Origin of the sequence: Bradyrhizobium mercantei (assembly GCF_001982635.1) — a bacterium.
Lineage (GTDB): Bacteria > Pseudomonadota > Alphaproteobacteria > Rhizobiales > Xanthobacteraceae > Bradyrhizobium > Bradyrhizobium mercantei.
Map to the genome: position 1 here is coordinate 1 of NZ_MKFI01000008.1, position 18,450 is coordinate 18,450.

General features: G+C 65.3%; 19 protein-coding genes and 1 other RNA gene. 7 read left to right on the forward strand and 13 right to left on the reverse strand.

Annotated elements, in window-relative coordinates; genetic code table 11:
- Positions 1 to 180, forward strand: a 180-nt coding sequence (locus BI327_RS32855; RefSeq protein WP_143271732.1) for a transposase, incomplete at its 5' end; no start/stop codon positions are given.
- A gap of 144 nt (positions 181 to 324) precedes the next feature.
- On the opposite strand, the gene BI327_RS32860 is transcribed toward BI327_RS32855, so the two are convergent.
- The 12 genes from BI327_RS32860 to BI327_RS32915 form a co-directional block, all read right to left on the reverse strand.
- The gene (locus tag BI327_RS32860) at positions 325 to 1,821 is read right to left on the reverse strand and encodes a Do family serine endopeptidase (protein ID WP_076865533.1); all 1,497 of its coding nucleotides are present in this window, start codon (positions 1,819 to 1,821) and stop codon (positions 325 to 327) included.
- A gap of 167 nt (positions 1,822 to 1,988) precedes the next feature.
- Complete coding sequence (locus tag BI327_RS32865; RefSeq protein ID WP_050628416.1) at positions 1,989 to 2,189, reverse strand: DUF2065 domain-containing protein; 201 nt, start codon at positions 2,187 to 2,189, stop codon at positions 1,989 to 1,991.
- A 90-nt stretch (positions 2,190 to 2,279) separates the two neighbouring features.
- Positions 2,280 to 3,179 (reverse strand): protease modulator HflC, encoded by a 900-nt coding sequence (hflC, locus tag BI327_RS32870; protein WP_076865534.1) that lies wholly within the window; start codon positions 3,177 to 3,179, stop codon positions 2,280 to 2,282.
- Entirely contained in the window at positions 3,176 to 4,321 is a 1,146-nt protein-coding gene (gene hflK / locus BI327_RS32875; RefSeq protein WP_076865535.1) for an FtsH protease activity modulator HflK, read from the reverse strand. The genes hflC and hflK overlap by 4 nt, the downstream gene beginning before the upstream one ends.
- A 144-nt stretch (positions 4,322 to 4,465) precedes the next feature.
- Positions 4,466 to 4,978, reverse strand: a complete 513-nt coding sequence (locus tag BI327_RS32880; protein WP_076865879.1) for a dihydrofolate reductase — start codon at positions 4,976 to 4,978, stop codon at positions 4,466 to 4,468.
- A complete protein-coding gene (locus BI327_RS32885; RefSeq protein WP_076865536.1) occupies positions 4,978 to 5,463 on the reverse strand; it encodes a GNAT family N-acetyltransferase in 486 nt (161 codons plus the stop codon). Before BI327_RS32885 ends, BI327_RS32880 begins: the two co-directional genes overlap by 1 nt.
- The gene (locus tag BI327_RS32890) at positions 5,463 to 6,257 is read right to left on the reverse strand and encodes a thymidylate synthase (protein WP_076865537.1); all 795 of its coding nucleotides are present in this window, start codon (positions 6,255 to 6,257) and stop codon (positions 5,463 to 5,465) included. Before BI327_RS32890 ends, BI327_RS32885 begins: the two co-directional genes overlap by 1 nt.
- Before the next feature lie 174 nt (positions 6,258 to 6,431).
- A complete protein-coding gene (locus BI327_RS32895; protein ID WP_076865538.1) occupies positions 6,432 to 7,412 on the reverse strand; it encodes a tripartite tricarboxylate transporter substrate binding protein BugD in 981 nt (326 codons plus the stop codon).
- A gap of 134 nt (positions 7,413 to 7,546) precedes the next feature.
- Positions 7,547 to 9,061 carry a tripartite tricarboxylate transporter permease gene (locus BI327_RS32900; protein ID WP_076865539.1) on the reverse strand — a complete coding sequence of 505 codons (1,515 nt, stop codon included), beginning with the start codon at positions 9,059 to 9,061 and terminating at the stop codon, positions 7,547 to 7,549.
- Between the two features lie 7 nt (positions 9,062 to 9,068).
- Positions 9,069 to 9,569 (reverse strand): tripartite tricarboxylate transporter TctB family protein, encoded by a 501-nt coding sequence (locus BI327_RS32905; protein ID WP_076865540.1) that lies wholly within the window; start codon positions 9,567 to 9,569, stop codon positions 9,069 to 9,071.
- A gap of 93 nt (positions 9,570 to 9,662) precedes the next feature.
- Positions 9,663 to 10,196, reverse strand: coding sequence for a chromate transporter (locus BI327_RS32910; RefSeq protein WP_076865541.1), 534 nt, complete (start codon positions 10,194 to 10,196; stop codon positions 9,663 to 9,665).
- Positions 10,193 to 10,804, reverse strand: a complete 612-nt coding sequence (locus BI327_RS32915; RefSeq protein ID WP_076865542.1) for a chromate transporter — start codon at positions 10,802 to 10,804, stop codon at positions 10,193 to 10,195. The genes BI327_RS32910 and BI327_RS32915 overlap by 4 nt, the downstream gene beginning before the upstream one ends.
- A gap of 76 nt (positions 10,805 to 10,880) precedes the next feature.
- Between BI327_RS32915 and ssrA the strand changes: the two genes are divergently transcribed.
- From ssrA to BI327_RS32945, 6 genes are all read left to right on the forward strand, one after another.
- Positions 10,881 to 11,243, forward strand: a transfer-messenger RNA (tmRNA) gene (ssrA, locus tag BI327_RS32920).
- Between the two features lie 145 nt (positions 11,244 to 11,388).
- On the forward strand, positions 11,389 to 11,910 hold the full coding sequence (locus BI327_RS32925; RefSeq protein ID WP_076865543.1) for an SspB family protein: 522 nt from the start codon (positions 11,389 to 11,391) through the stop codon (positions 11,908 to 11,910).
- A 179-nt stretch (positions 11,911 to 12,089) separates the two neighbouring features.
- Entirely contained in the window at positions 12,090 to 13,505 is a 1,416-nt protein-coding gene (gene fumC / locus BI327_RS32930) for a class II fumarate hydratase (protein ID WP_076865544.1), read from the forward strand.
- A 275-nt stretch (positions 13,506 to 13,780) separates the two neighbouring features.
- A complete protein-coding gene (locus BI327_RS32935) occupies positions 13,781 to 13,969 on the forward strand; it encodes a DUF4169 family protein (protein ID WP_076865545.1) in 189 nt (62 codons plus the stop codon).
- Entirely contained in the window at positions 13,966 to 14,241 is a 276-nt protein-coding gene (locus tag BI327_RS32940; protein ID WP_024580116.1) for a ribbon-helix-helix domain-containing protein, read from the forward strand. The genes BI327_RS32935 and BI327_RS32940 overlap by 4 nt, the downstream gene beginning before the upstream one ends.
- Positions 14,242 to 14,297: 56 nt before the next feature.
- Positions 14,298 to 14,651, forward strand: a complete 354-nt coding sequence (locus tag BI327_RS32945) for a VOC family protein (RefSeq protein ID WP_076865546.1) — start codon at positions 14,298 to 14,300, stop codon at positions 14,649 to 14,651.
- Between the two features lie 64 nt (positions 14,652 to 14,715).
- Here BI327_RS32945 and BI327_RS32950 read toward each other — a convergent pair whose 3' ends face one another.
- The gene (locus BI327_RS32950; protein ID WP_076865547.1) at positions 14,716 to 18,450 is read right to left on the reverse strand and encodes an AsmA family protein; all 3,735 of its coding nucleotides are present in this window, start codon (positions 18,448 to 18,450) and stop codon (positions 14,716 to 14,718) included.

The following is an 18,450-nucleotide window of genomic DNA, read 5'->3' on the forward strand; positions in this document are numbered from 1 at the left end:
AACGCGGTTATCTCGCATCGACGCGCCCCGATCGAGCCGTTGTTTGCATTGCTCAAGCGCGTCTATGGCCTCGCGCGCGCCCGCTATCGGGGCCTGACGCGCAATGCGGCAGCCTTCCAACTCGCAGCGATCGCGATCAATCTCCAGCGATGGGCGAGGACGCCACTCCACGTCGTCTAACCAAACCAGCCATCATGGCTCACCAACCCGAGCCACCCAACCGACCCACACCAATACCCCCAAGCTCCCGCCGATGCGATCGACTTTCGCAAAGCCCTCGCTTTCGCGGGGGATGACAGTTGTGGATGAGGCGTCAGCGCGACTTTACTGCACGCCCAGCGCGACGAACCGCAGCTCGCCGTCGCCGTTGGAGACCAGCAGCAGCACGGACTTCTTGCCGTCCTTCTTCAGCTGATCGACGCGCTTCTTGATGTCGGCGGCGTTCGACACCGCCTCCTGCGCCACCTCGACGATGACATCGCCGGCCGACAGTCGCTTCTCGGCGGCATCGGAATTGCCGTCGACGCCGGTGACGACGACGCCCTTCACGCTGTCCTTGATCTTGTACTTGGTGCGCAAATCCTTGCTCAGCGCCGCGAGGTCGAGGCCGAGCGCCTTCTGGGTGACCGGCTTCTCGGCGCTCTCGTCCTTCGGCTTGGCGTTGGCCTGCTGAACCTTCTCGTTGTCCTCGAGCCGGCCGAGCGTGACCTTGCGGGTCTCCTCATTGCCCTTGCGGATGATGACGACGTCGACTTCCTTGCCGACCGCGGTGTCGGCGACGATGCGCGACAGATCCTTCGGATCCTTGACGTCCTTGCCGTCGAACTTGACGACGACGTCGCCGGGCTCGATGCCGGCCGGCTTGGCCGGGCCCTTGTCGTCGACGCCGGCAACCAGCGCGCCGCGCGCCGGCTTGATGTTGAGGCTGTCGGCGATCTCGTCGGTGACCTGCTGGATGCGCACGCCGAGCCAGCCGCGGCGCAGCTCGCCGAACTTCTGCAACTGGTCGACGACGCCGGCCACCGTCTTCGACGGCACGGCGAAACCGAGGCCGATCGAGCCGCCGGTCGGGGAGATGATCAGCGTGTTGACGCCGATCACCTCGCCATCGAGATTGAACAGCGGGCCGCCTGAATTGCCGCGGTTGATGGCGGCGTCGGTCTGGATGTAGCTGTCATACGGGCCCTGGCTGATGTCGCGGTTCTTGGCCGAGACGATGCCCGCGGTCACCGTGCCGCCGAGGCTGAACGGGTTGCCGATCGCGACCACCCAGTCGCCGAGGCGGATCTTGTCGCTGTCGCCGAACTTGACCGCCGTGAGCGGCTTCGGCGGCTTGAACTTCAGCACCGCAAGGTCGGTCTTCTTGTCGACCCCGACCACCTCGGCCTTGATCTTGGTGCCGTCGTTGAGGATGACGTTGATCTCATCGGCGTCGGCGATCACGTGGTTGTTGGTGACGACGATGCCCGCGGTGTCGACGATGAAGCCCGAGCCGAGCGAGTTGGTCTTGCGCGGCTGGAACTCGCCGCCCTTCTCGCCGCCCTTGCCGCCCGGCCCGCGACGGTTCTTGAAGAAGTCGTCGAAGAATTCCTCGAACGGCGAGCCCGGCGGCAGCTGCGGCATCGTGCGGTCCTTGGCCTCGATCGTCTGTGACGTCGAGATGTTGACGACCGCATCGATCACCTTCTCGGCGATGTCGGCGATGCCCTCGGGACCGCGTGCGAACGCCGGCACGGAGCTCAGCATGCTCGCAGCACCGATCGAGATCGCGGCCCCCATCATGCGGAGGCGGCGGCTCAGGGCTGGTCTGGCAGCGATCATGTCGGAGTTTCTCCAGGCAAACGGGTTCAAACTAGCTGGTTAGAGAGTGCGCCCGAACGGGCATATGGCGCAAGCATCTCAGCCGGGCATTTCGGCGAAAAACCGGCGGCGCGAGGCTCACGATTGTGTTCATTCCGGCGCAATCCGCGCGCTGGAACAAGCAATGCTCAGCGCCGCACCACCCAGATCAGGATCAGCCCGGCGACCGCCGAACCGATGCCGACGATGCGCAGGATGTTGTCGGGCGTCGCCAGTGCGCTCTTCATCGCCCGGCGCATCCAGGCGGGACTTGCCGCGAACAGGATGCCTTCGAGCACGAACAGGATTCCCAACCCGATGAGGAAGTCGCCGAACGCTATTGACCTCATCGGATGGCAACCTCCCGCTCGATGCTTGTTGTTCTTGAAGTGGCGGCGGCGCGTTGACCGCGTCGCCGCCAAGTCCTGATGTTCGTGACGTTACTGCTTCGGCGCGGCGGCCGCCTCAGGCGGCTTGCCGCTGGCACTGCCGAAGTATCTGAAGAATTCCGAGTCCGGCCGCAACAGGAAACGCGTATCGCCGGACTTGAGGCCGTTCTCATAGGCCGTCATCGAGCGATAGAACGCGAAGAAGTCCTTATCCTTGCCATAGGCCTCGGCGAACAGACGGTTGCGCTCGGCATCGCCGGCACCACGGGTCTGGTCCGCCGCCGAATTCGCCTCGGCGACGATCACGGTCGCTTCGCGGTCGGCCTTGGAGCGGATTTCCTGCGCCTTCTGGTCGCCCTGGGCGCGGAACTCGGCAGCCTCGCGCTGACGCTCGGTCTTCATCCGGTCGTAGACCGCCTGGCTGTTCTGCTCCGGCAGGTCGGCACGGCGGATCCGGACGTCGACGACCTCGATGCCGTAGCCGTCGGCTTCCTTGTCGAGCTGCTCGCGAATCCGCGACATCAGCTTCTCGCGCTCGTCACGCACCACGGTGATGAAGTTGACCTCGCCGAGCACGCGGCGGAGCGCCGCGTTCAAAAGCGTGGTCAGCTGCAGATTGGCGGCCTGGATCGAGCCGACGCTGGTGTAGTAGCGCAACGCATTCTTGATGCGATAGCGCGCGAAGGCGTCGACCACGAGCCGCTTCTGGTCGGAGGCGATCACTTCCTGCGACGGGTTCTCCAGATCGAGGATGCGCTTGTCGACATTGATCACCGAATTCCACGGCGCCTTGAAGTGCAGGCCGGGATCGGTGACGACATCGACCGGCTCGCCGAACCGCAGGACGATGGTCTGCTCGGTCTGCTGCACGGTGAACACCGAGCTGTAGCCGACGGCAAGGATGATGAAGAGAAGGACCAGGGACACAATGCCGGTGACAGGGGACCTCATCGGGTGGCTCCCTGCTGCTGGCCGGCAGTGGCCGGTGCCGCCGGCGGGCGCCGCGTCGTCAATTCGCTCAGCGGCAGATAAGGCACGATGTTCTGGCCGCCCTGACCACCGTCGTAGACCAGCTTGTCGGAGCCACCGAGCACTTTTTCCATGGTCTCCAGATAAATGCGCTCGCGCGTCACGTCGGGTGCCTTCTTGTACTCTTCATAGACTTTCAGGAAGCGTGCGCTCTGGCCCTTGGCCTCGGCCACCGCCTGCTCCTTGTAGCCTTCGGCGGCCTGCTGGATCTGCGCGGCACGACCGCGCGCTTCCGGCACGATCCGGTTGGCGTAGGTCTGCGCCTCGTTCTGCTTGCGCTCGAGGTCGGCGCGCGCCGCCTGCACGTCGCGGAAGGCGTCGATCACCTGCGCCGGCGGATCGACCTTCTGCATCTGCACCTGGGTGATCTGGATGCCGGCGTTGTAGCTATCCAGCGTCTTCTGCATCAGCTCCTGGACGTTCTGCTCGGTGACGTTGCGCGCCCCGGTCAGGATCGGCTGGATCTGCGAGCGGCCGATCACCTCACGCATCGCGCTTTCGGCCACCGCCTTCACGGTACCCTCGGGATTCTGGATGTTGAACAGATAGGCGCCGGCCCCGCCCGGCTTGATGCGCCACAGCACGGTGAAGTCGACGTCGACGATGTTCTCGTCGCCGGTCAGCATCAGGCTCTCTTCCGGCACGTCGCGCATGGTGCGGCCGCGCCGTGCGGGATCGTCGATCAGGGTCATGCCGATCGAGATCGTGTTGACGCGCAGCGCCTTCGGCAGCAGCACCGTCTCGATCGGGTACGGCAGGTGATAGCGCAGGCCCGGCTGCGCATCGCGGTCATACTTGCCGAAGCGCATGACGACACCGAGCTCTTCGGACTGGACGCGGAAGATTCCGGTCGCGAACCAGATCGCGAGCGCAGCGACCAGCACCAGCGCGATACCCATGCCGCTGAAGTGCCCGCCGGGCAGCCACTGCTGCAGCCGGTCCTGACCACGCCGCAGCAGATCCTCAAGATCCGGCGGCCTCGGCCCGGCTGACTGCGGACCCGTGCCCCACGGCCCTTTCGGACCCGAGCCCCATGGCCCCCCGCCCTGATTTTTCCACGGCATCAAACATCTCCTCGGCAAGTCCGGACGGGACGCCCGGGCTCGAATGTCCGGCCCGGTTATAGGGGACCGTCAGGGCCCTTACAACGCAAGCTTCCTGGCCGGACGAGCTATGCGCCGGGGCAAAATTGTCAATGCAAACATTGGTTAACCCCGGCCGCGCCGACGATATGTCACATAGGAGAAGTCGACGCTGTCGTCCGGACCTGCCGGATTTCGCACGCGCGCGACCTCTTCCCAGTCCTTCGCATCGATCTTGTCGAACCGTGTATCGCCATCCGGCCGGGCGTGGACCTCGGTGATCTCGAGGCGATCGGCAATGCCCATCCACTGCGCGTAGATCTCGGCGCCACCGATGATTGCAATCTCAGTGGCGAAACGCCGCAGCGCGTCACCAAGCGCAATTGCGCGGGCGTTTTCGAACGACGTCGTGACGATGGCGCCGCGCGCGCGGTAATTCACATCGCGCGTCACCACGATGTTGGTGCGTCCCGGCAGCGGCCTGGGCAGGGATTCGAACGTCTTGCGCCCCATCACGATGGGCTTGTTCAGCGTCATCGCCTTGAGACGCTGCAGGTCGGATTTCAGCCGCCACGGAATGGCGTTGTTGCTCCCGATCACACCGTTCTCGGCGACCGCAACGACGAGCACGATCTCCATCAGCGCGCTCCTTCCGCGAGTGCCGACAGCGCCGCGCCGGAGACGCGGCAGATCGTCCATTCGGCCATCATCTCGGCGCCGAGCGATTTGTAGAATGCGATCGACGGCGCGTTCCAGTCGAGCACCGCCCATTGCAGGCGCGCCCAGCCATTGGCGAGGCATTGCTTCGCCAGATGCACCAGGAGCGCCTTGCCGATGCCGTTGCCGCGCAGCGCCGGGCGCACAAAGAGATCTTCGAGATAGATGCCGTGGCGGCCGGCGAAGGTCGAGAAATTGACGAACCAGACCGCGAAGCCGGCAGGCTCGCCGTTCCATTCCGCGATGTCGCAGAACAGCCGCGGGTTGGCGCCGAACAGCGCCTCGGCGATATCGGCCTCGCTGGCGTGGACCTCGTGCAGGAGCTTTTCGTATTCGGCGAGCTCGCGGACCAGCGAGAACACCAGTCCGGCCTCATCGGGCCGCGCGCGGCGGATGGTGAGCGACATCAGACCGCGACTTCGGCCTTGATGTGCGGATGCGGGTCGTAACCCTCGAGTTTGAAGTCCTCGTAGCGGAACGCGAAGATATCCTTCACGTCGGGATTGATCGCCATCGTCGGCAACGGCCGCGTCGGCCGCGTCAATTGCAGGCGCGCCTGCTCGAGATGGTTCGAGTAGAGATGCGCATCGCCGAGCGAATGCACGAAATCGCCGGGCTTGAGGCCGGTCACCTGCGCAACCATCATGGTCAAGAGCGCATAGGAGGCGATGTTGAAGGGCACGCCGAGGAAGACGTCGCCGGAGCGCTGATAGAGCTGGCAGGACAGTTTGCCGTTGGCGACATAGAACTGGAACAGGCAGTGGCACGGCGGCAGCGCCATCTTGTCCACCTCGGCCGGATTCCAGGCGCTGACGATCAGCCGGCGCGAGTCCGGATTGCGCTTGATCATCTCGATCACGCCAGCGATCTGGTCGATGCTGCGGCCATCGGGCGCGGGCCAGGAGCGCCACTGCGAACCGTAGACCGGGCCGAGGTCGCCATTGGCGTCAGCCCATTCGTCCCAGATCGTGACGCCGTTGTCGTTGAGATATTTGATGTTGGTGTCGCCGGCGAGGAACCAGAGCAGCTCGTGCACGATCGCCTTCAGCGGCAGCCGCTTGGTGGTCAGCATCGGGAAGCCGGCCGCGAGGTTGAAGCGCATCTGATGGCCGAAGATCGACAGCGTGCCGGTGCCGGTGCGGTCGTGCTTCTCCGCGCCGTCGGCGAGGATGCGTTCAAGCAGGTCGTGATACTGGTTCATGGCTTCTGTTTCGGGCTCTCTGGGCGGAGCGGCAATTTAGCTGCCGGAGCCGCAGGTCGACACGCCGATTCGGCTGGATACACCGATTATACCCTGAAAAATGAACACTCCCCGGCAAACGACAAGGGGCGGAACTCGCGTCCCCCCCTGCCCTATCCACTTGATCGCGTTGGCTTAAGTCGCGGGCTTCAGCACCGGCGTCCACTTCGCGATCTCGTTCTTGACGAGGGTCGCGAGCGCCTCCGGGGTGCGCTGGGCCGACGGTGGGATCACGCTGCCGAGGTCGAGCAGGCGCTTGCGGACGTTGTCATCGTCGAGCGCCTTGATCGCCGCCGCGTTCAGCGTGGCGATGATGGCGGGCGAAGTTCCCTTCGGCGCGAAGATCGCGTTCCAGGCCTGGGCCTGGAAGGCCGGCAGGCCGGCTTCGGTCGTGGTCGGCACCTCCGGCAGCGACGGATTGCGCTCGGGGGTCGCGACCGCATAGGCCTTGATGGTGCCGGCCTTGATCTGCGGCACCGCGTTGACGATCTGGTCGCACATGTAATCGACCTGGCCCGCGACCAGCGCGTTCATGGCGGGACCGGTGCCGTTGAAGGGCACGCCGACCGGCTTGACGTCGAGGATCGAGTTCAACAGCTCGCAGGAAGCGTGCGAGACCGAGCCGATGCCGGCGTGCGCGGCGTTGACCTTCTCGGCGTTGGCCTTCACGTAGGCGACGAATTCCTTGAGGTCCTTCGGCGGGAAATCCTTGCGGGCAAGGATCAGGATCGGGGTGCCTGCGAGCAGCGCGACGGGCTCGAAATCCCTTTCCGGATGATAGGCCAGCTTCGGATAGAGCGGCACGGAGGCGGCGTGCGTGCCCATATGCCCTGTAATCAGCGTATAGCCGTCATTGGCGGCGCGTGCGGCGCGGGTCGTCGCCGTGGTGCCACCGGCACCGACCACGTTCTCGATGACGATGCTCTGGCCGAGCGTCTGCGCCATGTGCGCGGTGACGATGCGCGAGATCACGTCGGTCGGACCGCCGGCTGCGAACGGCACGATCATGGTGATGGTGCGGGTCGGATAGTTTTGCGCGGACGCCGGCACAGCGAAGGCACTCAGTGCGGCAAATGCCGAAAGGCATGCGCCCGCAAGCGAGCGAATGGACATCATCTCAATTCCTCCCGGGATCGTTTGACCAATAAAAATGCCGGCCAAATCGGGCCGGCATTTTCATTTCACGGGACGACGGCGCGAGTCGATTCGACTTCCGCCTGCGGCGCGCCGACGCAGGCCCTACAGAGTACTCAGCCTTCCGACTCCACGAACACTTCGTCGCGCTTCGCTCGCAACGTCGGCAGCACGGCAAGCACCAGGAGACCTGCTGCGATCGCCAGCAGCACCGCCGACAGCGGCCGCGAGACGAACACGCTCCAGTCGCCGCGCGAGATCAGGAGTGCACGGCGCAGGTTCTCCTCCATCAGCGGACCCAGCACCATGCCGAGCAGCAGCGGCGCCGGCTCGAAATCGTGCTTGATCAGCCAATAGCCGACCAGACCGAACACGCCTGCGAGCACGACGTCGACCGGCGCGTTGTTCACCGAGTAGATGCCGATCGCGCAGAACACCACGATCGAGGGGAACATCAGCCGGTACGGCACGCGCAGCAGACGGACCCAGATGCCGACCAGCGGCAGGTTGATGATGATCAGCATCAGATTGCCGATCCACATCGAGGCGATCATGCCCCAGACCAGATCGGGCTGCTTCTGCATCACCTGCGGGCCCGGCACGATGCCATGGATGGTCATCGCGCCGACCATCAGCGCCATCACCGCATTCGGCGGGATGCCGAGCGTGAGCAGCGGGATGAACGAGGTCTGCGCCGCGGCGTTGTTGGCGCTTTCCGGCGCCGCCACGCCTTCGATCGCGCCACGGCCGAACCGCTTCGGATCCTTCGCCAGCTTCTTCTCCAGCGTGTAGGCCGCGAACGACGCGATCACGGCGCCGCCGCCCGGCAGGATGCCGAGGATCGAGCCGAGCACGGTGCCGCGCAGGATCGCGGGCGTCGAGTCCGCCAAATCCTTCCTGGTCGGCATCAACCCGGTGATCTTCTGCTGCACCAGATTGCGGTCCATCTCCGCGCCGTGGTCGAGGTTGCGGATGATCTCCGCGAAGCCGAACACGCCCATCGCAACGGTGGCGAAGCCGAGGCCGTCGGCAAGCTCGGGGATGTTGAAGGCCATGCGCGAGGCGCCGGTCTCGATGTCGGAGCCGACCATCGACAGCAGCAGGCCGAACACGATCATCGCGATCGCCTTCAGCACCGAGCCCTTGGCGAGCACCACCGCGAAGATCAGGCCGAGCACCATCAGCGAGAAATATTCGGCCGGGCCGAACGCCAGCGCGAGCTTGGTCAGCGGCGCGCCGAGCACGGCGATCAGCACGGTTGCGACGCAGCCGGCGAAGAACGAGCCGATCGCGGCGATCGCCAGCGCCGGACCGGCACGGCCCTGCTTGGCCATCTGGTGGCCGTCGAGCGCGGTGACCACGGAGGTCGCCTCACCCGGAATATTGACCAGGATCGAGGTGGTCGAACCGCCATATTGCGCACCGTAGTAGATGCCGGCGAGCATGATCAGCGCACCGACCGGCGGCAGGCCGAAGGTGATCGGCAGCAGCATGGCGACGGTGGCGATGGTGCCGATGCCCGGCAACACGCCGACCAGCGTGCCGACCAACGCACCGATCAGGCACATCAGAAGGTTGATCGGCGAGAATGCGACCGCGAAACCGTGGGCGAGATTGGCAAACAGTTCCATCACGCCCTCACTGGATCAGGAAACGCGGGAACATCGGCATCGGAAGTCCCAGCACATAGGGGAAAAGCAGCGCGCAGCCGAGAGTCAGGCAGGCGCCGACGATGATGGCTTCGATCCATTTCGTCTCGTGCGAGCCCATCGCCGCGATCAGGAAGCCGGCGAAGGCGGAGACGACGAGCCCGAGCGGGCGGATCGCCAATGCGAAGAACACGATCGCCGCGGACACGAACAGCGGGCCGCGCCAGGAATAGGCCGCGATATGCGGGCCGTCCTTCAGGATTCCCATCAGCGCGACAGCGCCGCCGAGCAACAACAGCAGCACGGCGAACATGCGCGGCGCGGTTCCGGCGCCGAACGAGAATCCGTGCATGCCCTGCAGATCGCTCGAGGCCCACAAGGCAAACAGCGCAACTCCCATCATGGCGAGCCCGCCGACAAAGTCCTGCGGACCGCGCACCCATTTCGGCAAGATCGATTTGACCGGCGCCTCGCTCGGCGTATCGCTCATGACTTCGCTTCCCCCGTCAGGGCTGTCCCGCCCGTATTGATTGAATGGCTTGGCTTGTGGTGCGTTGACCGCAAGCCTTGCTAGCGATTTTCGTCAGATAACGCCAGCGAAACCCAAGAGACCTCCGGCGAGCAACATCCACAAAGGATTGATCCGCGTCGCAAAAGCAAGCGCGGCTGCGACAATGGTGATCAGGACCGCGATCCAACTTTGGTCTGATGTCTGCGCCACGATCAGGCCAGAGGCGGCCATCAGGCCGATCGACAGCGGAACCAATGCGGCCTGAATGATCGCCGGCCAGCGCGCGTCGCGCGAGCGATCGATGAAGCGGCTCACATAATAGGCAAGCAGCGCGGTCGGTCCGCACATCGCGACAGTTGCGGCCAGCGCCCCGGCGACGCCTGCGACAGAATAGCCTATCAGCGTCACGATCAGCACGTTCGGCCCCGGCGAGAGCTGCGAGATCGCGAACACGTCGGCGAACTGCTTGTCGGTCAGCCAGTGATGCACGTCGACGGCGGCGCGGTGCATTTCGGGGATCGCCGAATTGGCGCCGCCGACCGCAAACAGCGACATCAGGCCGAAGGTCCAGACCAGCGCCGCGATCGGGTTGGACTCCGAACTCATGCCTTCACCATGCGGCGCGTCAGGATCGTGATTGCGAGGCTGAGCGGGATCGCCACCAGCAGCACGATCTGCAGCGGCCATCGGATCAGCCCGATCGCGACGAAAACCGCGGCCAGGATGACGAGGCCTGTGACATCGCGTCGCTTCAGAAGCGGCATCATCATCTTGAAGACGACGGCGAACAGCAGCCCGACCGCGGCGCAGGCCACGCCGGCGAGCGTCCGGCGCAGCAGGTCGATATCGCCGTAGCGGGCATAGAGCGCGGCAAGCACGGTCGCGATCACCATCGGTGGCCCGACCAGCCCGGCGAAGGCTGCCAGTCCGCCCGCGATGCCGCGAAAGCGTGCGCCGAACACGACCGACAGGTTGACGATGTTCGGACCTGGCAGAAAATGGCACAGCGCGAAGGTCTCGTTGAACTCCTCCGCCGTCATCCAGCGGTGCTGCTCGACGATCGACCGCCGGGCCCAGACCAGGACCCCGCCGAAGCCCGCCAGCGACATCTTGGCAAAGGCCAGGAACAGCTCGAAGAGGCCGGGCTGGTGGGGTGGGGACGGTGCGGAGGCATCCGGCGCCGGAGCGGCAACCGGCGGGGATTCCGGGGGCATGGCCAAAATCTAGAACGCTGCCCGGACGCGGGCCACCCAAATTGGTGTGTTTTCACAGCAGAAAGGGCCTGAATCGGCTCTGTTTTTCTATGGCTTTGCCGCTATATTGGGGGTGCCGGTTCGCCGGCTATGGAAATAAATGACCGTCGCAATAAACCATTCGGACCCGGGGGCGGTACCCGGCGCCTCCACCAAAACCCATCCCGAGCCGTTTTCGGTGGCTTTTGGCGGGGGCGAAATAGGATCGACGAGGGCGTAAAGGGCGTGTTTTTTCTCGGTATGGTTCCGCCGACATCGGGCCAATGCAATAGTTGCCAACGACAACTTTGCTCCGGTTGCTCAGGCTGCGTAACGCAGTTTGAAAGACCATCTTAAAGTCCTAGCGGGTTAAGCTCCGCTAGGCGGGGTTCGGAGGCACCTGGCAACAGAAGCCTCCACTTTATTTCACGAACGGGCGTCCGCCCGCATTATCAGCTGCCAGCCCTGCTGATTTCCGGCTCCCGGCGAGGTAGCATGGGGCCAAAGAGGGCGAGTCGGATCATCCGGCGAGCCTCACCGGCTATTTTCGAAGCGACAGGATCACCATGGCGACCGATCACATCCGATATGACGTGCTGGCGCGTGATGCGCTGCGCGGGGTGCTGCGCCGGGTGTTGTCCGACGCCGCCGAACATGGCCTGCCGGGTGAGCACCATTTCTACATCACCTTCCTGTCGCACGGCGACGGCGTGAAGCTGTCGCCGCGGCTGCTCGCGCAATATCCGGAGGAGATGACGATCATCCTGCAGCACCAGTTCTGGGATCTGGTGGTGACGGAGGATAGGTTCGAGGTCGGCCTGTCGTTCGGCGGGATTCCCGAGCGGCTGACCGTGCCGTTCGCCGCGGTGACGCGCTTCCTCGATCCGTCCGCGCCGTTCGACCTGCGGTTCGACGTCTCTGACGCGCTGTCCGAGGAAGATGCTCCTGCCGCTGCCGCAGCACCTGCCTCTCCCCTTCCCGCACCCGCGGCCCGGGCGACCGCCGAGACCGAGACGCCCGAGACCGAGCCGGCGAAGCCGAGCGAAGGCGCCGAGGTCGTGCGGCTGGATCGCTTCCGCAAGAAATAATCTAAACGCAGATCACGCCTCGACCCTGTAGGATGCTTGCGAGGTCCGGGATGACAGATCGTCATCGCGGACTATCTTCTGCATGAACGTGCCGCCGCGCGGGCGGGCTCGCGTTGCCGCGCCGGAAAGCCGGCGCGACGCCGGACCACGTTCTTCTGACGACGCAACGGAGAGCATCCATGGCTCAATCGACCACACCATCCAACGCCGCCACCCGCAGCGAGACCGACAGCTTCGGTCCGATCGACGTCGCCGCCGACCGCTACTGGGGCGCGCAGACCGAGCGCTCGCGGCAGAATTTCAAGATCGGCCACGACCGCATGCCGATCGCGATCATTCACGCACTCGCCATCGTCAAGCTCGCGGCAGCCGAGACCAATCACGAACTCGGCCAGCTCGATGCACGCCGTGCCGACGCCATCATCAGCGCCGCCAGGGAAGTGATCGACGGCAAGCTCGACGATCATTTTCCGCTTGTCGTGTTTCAGACCGGTTCGGGCACGCAAACCAACATGAACGTAAATGAGGTGATCGCCAACCGCGCCAACCAGATGCTCGGCGGCGAGCTCGGCGCCAAGCAGCCGATCCATCCGAACGATCATGTCAACATGAGCCAGTCGTCGAACGACTCGTTTCCGACCGCGATGCATATCGCAGCGGCAAGCCGCATCATCGCCGACCTGATCCCCGCCCTCACCGAGCTGCACCAGGCGTTGCACCAGAAGCAGGACGCGTTCGCCAAGATCGTGAAGATCGGACGCACGCATACCCAGGACGCGACGCCGCTGACGCTCGGCCAGGAATTCTCCGGCTACGCCGCGCAGGTCGAGAGCGGCATCGCGCGGCTGCACACGGCGGTGAAGGAGCTGTTCCCGCTGGCGCAGGGCGGCACCGCCGTCGGCACCGGCCTCAACTCGAAACCGGAATTCGCCGGCAGCTTCGCCAGGCATGTCGCCGAGATCACCAAGCTGCCGTTCACGAGCGCCGCGAACAAGTTCGAGGCGCTGGCCTCCAACGACGCCTATGTGCTGGTGCACGGCGCGATCAATTCGGTGGCGACCGGTCTGTTCAAGATCGCCAACGACATCCGCTTCCTCGGCTCGGGCCCGCGCTCGGGCCTCGGCGAGTTGATCCTGCCCGAGAACGAGCCCGGCTCGTCGATCATGCCGGGCAAGGTGAACCCGACCCAGTGCGAAGCCATGACCATGGTCTGCTGTCAGGTGTTCGGCAATCAGACCACCGTCACCGTCGCCGGCAGCCAGGGCCATTTCGAGCTGAACGTGTACAAGCCCGTGTTGGCATATTGTATGATAAATTCCATTCAGTTGCTGTCTGACGTTGTCCGCTCATTTACTGAGCATTGCGTTGTCGGCATACGCGCCGACGAAAAGCGCATCAACGAACTGATGCAGCGCTCGCTGATGCTGGTCACGGCGCTCGCGCCGAAGATCGGTTACGACAACGCAGCCAAGGTCGCCAAGTCGGCGCACGCGCACGGAACGACGCTGAAGGAAGAGGCTTTGCGGCTCGGATTCGTAACTGCCGACGAATTTGATCGCCTGGTGCAGCCGGACAAAATGACACACCCGGGCTGAGCGGAGCCGCGCAATGTCCGGATAATTACGGTCAGCGCGCGTGATATAATTATGGATCATAACGCCTAAAGACTAAGGCGCGTTACCTATCAGCTCTGCGCTGGCGCATGGTACAGACGTCTAGTTTTCGCAGAGCGAAACGGATTCTTTGATGCTATCAGAAGCATCAAACGGGGATTCGGGATGAATATCGAACCGGGCGCGCAGTGCCGTCGCTCTTGCTTTCGTCACGATGCATCACCAACTCCGCTCTGGGGACGATAAGGACGACGAGCATGGGCGACGTGGTCAACCTGAAACGATTCAAGAAGCGCGGTGAGCGCGAACAAGCAGCGAAGCAGGCCGAAGCCAACCGTGCGCTATTCGGTCGCACCAAGGCCGAGCGAGCGCGTGACGAATTTCTCGGCGAGCGCAACGCGCGCGTACTCGATCAGCATCTCATCGAAAATGGAGACGCATCATGAAGTCTCCCGTCGTTAAGCGCTCGATCGTGGTGGCTGGACACAAGACCAGCGTCAGCCTCGAAGAGGCTTTCTGGAATGGCATGAAGGAGATTTCCGGATTGCGGAACATGACGCTGTCGGAGTTGGTCGGCGAGATCGACAACAACCGCCAGCAGGGCAATCTGTCCTCAGCGATCCGCCTGTTCGTGCTCGACTACTTCCGCTCGCGCGCCACCCCGGCCGTGCCGACGGATGTCAGGCCGCAGCAGGTCGACACGCGCCAGCAGGCCTGACGGCCTCTCCGGCCGTCGCCATCGAGCAGACGGTCGTTCGTTGCGCGGACTTCAGCATGAAAGTCAATCGCATCGTCGCCAACGTTGCCGCACCAGACATTGCGGCAGCGAAGTCGTTCTATCAGGACATCCTCGGCCTCGCGCCGCTGATGGATTTCGGTTGGGTTGCGACTTACGGCTCATCCGAAACGATGCAGGTTCAAATCACCTTCGCTTCCGAAGGTGGTTCAGGAACAGCCGTGCCCGATCTCTCGATCGAGGTCGATGATCTCGACGATGCCCTGCGCCGGATGAAGGCCGCCCGCATCGCGATCGAGTACGGACCGGCGGACGAGCCGTGGGGCGTGCGGCGCTTCTACGTCCGCGATCCCTTCGGCCGGCTGATCAATATTCTCCAGCACCAATCGTGAGCCGCGCTTCGTTTGGTGCGGTTTCTTCAGGCGAACCGGTGTCCTCTTCGCTTGAAGACGCGGTCTAGTTCTGCACCGCCGGCCGCGGCGGCGGATTGGCGACCTGCGGTGTCAGCGACAATGGCGGGCGCAGCGGCCTCGACCTCGCCGCGCCGGGCACGGGCTTGACCTCGATCGGCGGCGGCAGTGGCGCCAGCTGCGGCGGGTTTGCGACCGGCGCAGGCGGCACGACGGCGGGAGCCGTGGCAACCGGCGGGACCATCGGCGGCCGCGGCGCAACGATCTTCGGCTTCGCCGGCACGCGCCGCGGATCGCGGCCGGGCACCGGCACATCAGCAGGAGGCACCCCCACCGCATTCGGGCTAGCGGCATCCGGCGCCGGCTCGGCGGGAGGCGGAAGCGCCGCTGGGATCGGTGGCGGTGCCGGTTCGCCGCGCTCGATCGCATCGAGCCGCCTGGTCTCGCGATCGATCGCGCGCACCGCAAGCCACGACGACAACGCCGCGATGTCGATGCTGCGGGTCAGCCCGTCGGGCGTGCCGACCGCAAGCAGCTGGATTTCAGGACGGCTGGTGGCGGTGCCGACCTGCGTCGACGCCAGCGCGGCGCGGATGTCGGCCTGGTCGGCCGGAATGTCGTAGCCGCCCGACAGGATCACGTTGGCACCACCCGCCGCGAGCGTGGTGGCGCCGACCCGGATGCGGCCATCGCGGATGTTGAAGGGAATCTGCGCCGAAGCAATCGACAGTGTCCCGGCGGCGAGCGCCGGTTCGACGATCTGCCGGAGCCGCGTGTCGTCGGTCGCCTGCCCGGAATCGCTGGCGCGGATCGCGACGTCGAATGCCCGCGGGTCGAGCCCCGGAAGGTTCAGCCCTTCCAGCGTCACGGTGCCGCTGCCGGACAATGCGCCTGATAGCGCCGAGGCGCTGCGGCCTTGCGTCAACAACGTCATCTGCATCGAGGCACGTCCCTTCGGCATCGCAAGGCTGCGATAGCGCAAGGCTGAACCGTCGACGCCCGACAGCTGCACATTTGCATTCAAGGCGAGTCCATTGACGCCCTGTCGCGCATCGATTGAGGCGGTCGCCTCGCCGCCGCCGATCTTGCCCTTGATGCCATCGAAGGTCAGCGACTGCCCGTCCGACCTGATGGTGCCGCTGACCGGCTGCAATTCGGCGCCGCCCGGCAGCAGACCGTGCAGCGCTTCGAAGGTGACCTTGCCGCGCCAGGCGCTCGTCAGCCCCTGCCCGAGCGGCTCGGTCGCATCGTGGCCGGCCGCGCCGATCGCAGCCGCGAAAATCGGCGCCAGCGTGATCTGATCGAGGCCGACCTCACCGTCGATGCTTTTCTGGTCGGCCAGCGTGACCGCCAGGCGGCCGCGCAGCCGCGAACCGGCGACGATGCTGTCGAGATCGTCGAAGGTCAGCCTGTCGCCTGCGAGGGTTAGCTTCGACGACAGGCGGATGTTCGCGGCCGGATCGGAGGATTTCAGATTGAGCAGCGGACTGATGTCGGCACTGCGGACGCGAAGGCTGACGCTCGATTTGCTCTCGCCGGCCCCGTCCTTGACCCAGGGCTCCGCGGTGCCTTCCGCGTCCGCGTCGAGCCCCGCGCCCCAGAGCCGCGCCTTCAGCCGCAACGGCGTCTGCCAGGCGCCGCTGACGGTGCCCTCGAATTGCGTCGGGCCCGCGCCGGCAGCGACCGCGCGGTCAAGCCCGAGCAGCGCCAGCAGCGCATTGCCGTCGCCGGCCGAGACTTTCGCCTCCGCCGTCACGTCGCTGCGGCGAAGCGCATCGAAATCCAGCGCACGGATCGCAGCCACCTGCGGCGTCGCCGACATCACGGTGTTACCCTTGAGCTGCGGCGTATCGAGATCAAGCGTCGCGCGCGCGCTGACGCGATCGGCGGCCTTGCCCTTGCCGAGGTCGAGCGCGAGCCTGGCGCGGACCGGGCCGGCATCCGCGCGAAGCACGCCGAGCCGCGCGGCAAGGGCCGGCGCAAACGGCTGGACGACGGCTGTGAGCCGGGCAAGCGATGCGGCAGTCGCATCGACAGCGAGCTTGCCGGTCGAATTGCCGCGGTCGAAATTGCCGCTGCCGTCCAGCGTGACATTGTCGGGCTGGCCGATCTTCACGCGATCCAGCACGATACTCTTCGGGCCGTAGGTGATCTTCGCCAGCAACGGCCGCAATTCCTGCCCCGAGAAGATTGCGCGTCCGACGTCGAGCGACAGCTGCGCCTCGTCGGGCCATTCGGCCTGCGGACCGGCCAGCGAGCGAATGACCGCCGCGGTCGCATCGAGATCGAGCCGCTCCGCCTTCAACTGCGCCTCGACCTTCGAGCCGCTCGTTGCCTCGCGATGCGCGACCGCGACGCGGCCCTCGAGCGTGCCGCCCTCGATCTCCGCCTTCATCGCGTCGATCGAAAAGCCTGCCGGCGACACCGTGACGTCGCCGCGCAACCGCAGCGGCTTCTGGCTGCGATAGGTGATGTCACCGCGCCCCTGCAGCCAGGTCATCAACGCATCGGGATCGGACGATTCGATATTGAGCGCGGTCTTGAAGCTGTTCGCGGCTCCGGCCTGGGCGCTGGCGCCGCTCATCGAGACGCGCGTGGATCCCGGGGCGCGAAACTCCAGCCGGCGCACCGTCCATGATTTCGCATCCGATTGCAGTTCGGCCGAGATGTCCTGCAGGGGGCGACCGCCGAGCATGATCTGCTCGGATGAAAGTTCGACCTGCGCCGGAATCGGGCTTTGCGGCAGGCCCGACAACACCGCGCGCATGGCCGGCAGCACGCGGACCGGCTCGACATTGCCGTTGCTGCTGTCCTTCGAGTTGTCCTTGGCACTATCCTTGGCGGCGAACTTGTCGCCGTCGAGCTGCCGCGCCGTGAGCGAGGCGCGCAGCAGCGGCGAGGCGCCGAAACGGAGATCGCCATTGCCCGCGAGCTTCAGCGCACGGTCCTCGGCGCCATAGCTGACCTCGACCTGGTCGAGCCGTGCCGCCGAATAATCCGATTTGATCTTGGCCGCGATCCGCCAAGGCGGCATGTCGCTGCCGCCGCGTTGGCCCGGCGTGCCCGCCAGCGTCACGCTGCCCTCGAACCGCGGCGCGCGGGCCTCGAAGGTCAGGACGCCGTCGAGATCGGCCGACACCGGCCGTTGCCCGGGATCGATGTTGAAGTGCAGCCGGGTGCCGCCGCCATCGGCGCTCTGCCCCGAAGAGACCCGAAACGGATAGCGGTTGCCGTCGAACATGAAATTGCCGTCGCCGCGGATCGCCCCGGCGAGCGAGCGGACGTCGCCGCTGAAGGCGATGTCGTTCAGCTCGAGCGTGCTGCGGCTCGCGGCATCATGCAGCGCGACGCGGCCGGTCAGATTGAGCCGGTCGATCGCCAGCGAAGCCAGGTTGAAGCTCCCGCTCGACGGCGACCAGTCGATCCGCCCCTTGGGATCGAGCCCGAGATCGAGCGACAGGCCATTGATGGTGAGCTCGTTCGCGCGCACCTCGCCGCGCATCAAGGAGCTCAGGCTGAATTCGACGTCGAGATTGGCGGCCCGGACCTTGCCGAGGTCGTTGGCGCCGCCGACGGTGACGGTTTTCAACCGCAGCGAGGGCGCAGGCAGCAGACGCGCGTCGAGATTGCCGGCGACGCGAACCGGCGCCCCGATGATCTTGGAGGCCTCCGCCTCGAACTGCGGCCTGAACTGGTTCCAGTCAACGAAATACGGACCGATCAGCGCGGCGACCAGTGCAAGAATGAAGGCGATTGCCAGGCCGAGCAGCGTCGTCTGCAC

What these genes read in the sequence shown, in the direction of transcription:
- BI327_RS32860 (WP_076865533.1), bottom strand. Translation starts at nt 1,821, where the DNA reads ATGATCGCTGCCAGACCAGCCCTGAGCCGCCGCCTCCGCATGATGGGG.
- BI327_RS32900 (WP_076865539.1), bottom strand. Translation starts at nt 9,061, where the DNA reads ATGGAACTGTTTGCCAATCTCGCCCACGGTTTCGCGGTCGCATTCTCG.
- fumC (WP_076865544.1), top strand. Translation starts at nt 12,090, where the DNA reads ATGGCTCAATCGACCACACCATCCAACGCCGCCACCCGCAGCGAGACC.
- BI327_RS32865 (WP_050628416.1), bottom strand. Translation starts at nt 2,189, where the DNA reads ATGAGGTCAATAGCGTTCGGCGACTTCCTCATCGGGTTGGGAATCCTG.
- hflK (WP_076865535.1), bottom strand. Translation starts at nt 4,321, where the DNA reads ATGCCGTGGAAAAATCAGGGCGGGGGGCCATGGGGCTCGGGTCCGAAA.
- BI327_RS32910 (WP_076865541.1), bottom strand. Translation starts at nt 10,196, where the DNA reads ATGAGTTCGGAGTCCAACCCGATCGCGGCGCTGGTCTGGACCTTCGGC.
- BI327_RS32940 (WP_024580116.1), top strand. Translation starts at nt 13,966, where the DNA reads ATGAAGTCTCCCGTCGTTAAGCGCTCGATCGTGGTGGCTGGACACAAG.
- BI327_RS32890 (WP_076865537.1), bottom strand. Translation starts at nt 6,257, where the DNA reads ATGAACCAGTATCACGACCTGCTTGAACGCATCCTCGCCGACGGCGCG.
- BI327_RS32905 (WP_076865540.1), bottom strand. Translation starts at nt 9,569, where the DNA reads ATGAGCGATACGCCGAGCGAGGCGCCGGTCAAATCGATCTTGCCGAAA.
- BI327_RS32935 (WP_076865545.1), top strand. Translation starts at nt 13,781, where the DNA reads ATGGGCGACGTGGTCAACCTGAAACGATTCAAGAAGCGCGGTGAGCGC.
- BI327_RS32925 (WP_076865543.1), top strand. Translation starts at nt 11,389, where the DNA reads ATGGCGACCGATCACATCCGATATGACGTGCTGGCGCGTGATGCGCTG.
- BI327_RS32915 (WP_076865542.1), bottom strand. Translation starts at nt 10,804, where the DNA reads ATGCCCCCGGAATCCCCGCCGGTTGCCGCTCCGGCGCCGGATGCCTCC.
- BI327_RS32885 (WP_076865536.1), bottom strand. Translation starts at nt 5,463, where the DNA reads ATGTCGCTCACCATCCGCCGCGCGCGGCCCGATGAGGCCGGACTGGTG.
- BI327_RS32945 (WP_076865546.1), top strand. Translation starts at nt 14,298, where the DNA reads ATGAAAGTCAATCGCATCGTCGCCAACGTTGCCGCACCAGACATTGCG.
- BI327_RS32895 (WP_076865538.1), bottom strand. Translation starts at nt 7,412, where the DNA reads ATGATGTCCATTCGCTCGCTTGCGGGCGCATGCCTTTCGGCATTTGCC.
- BI327_RS32880 (WP_076865879.1), bottom strand. Translation starts at nt 4,978, where the DNA reads ATGGAGATCGTGCTCGTCGTTGCGGTCGCCGAGAACGGTGTGATCGGG.
- hflC (WP_076865534.1), bottom strand. Translation starts at nt 3,179, where the DNA reads ATGAGGTCCCCTGTCACCGGCATTGTGTCCCTGGTCCTTCTCTTCATC.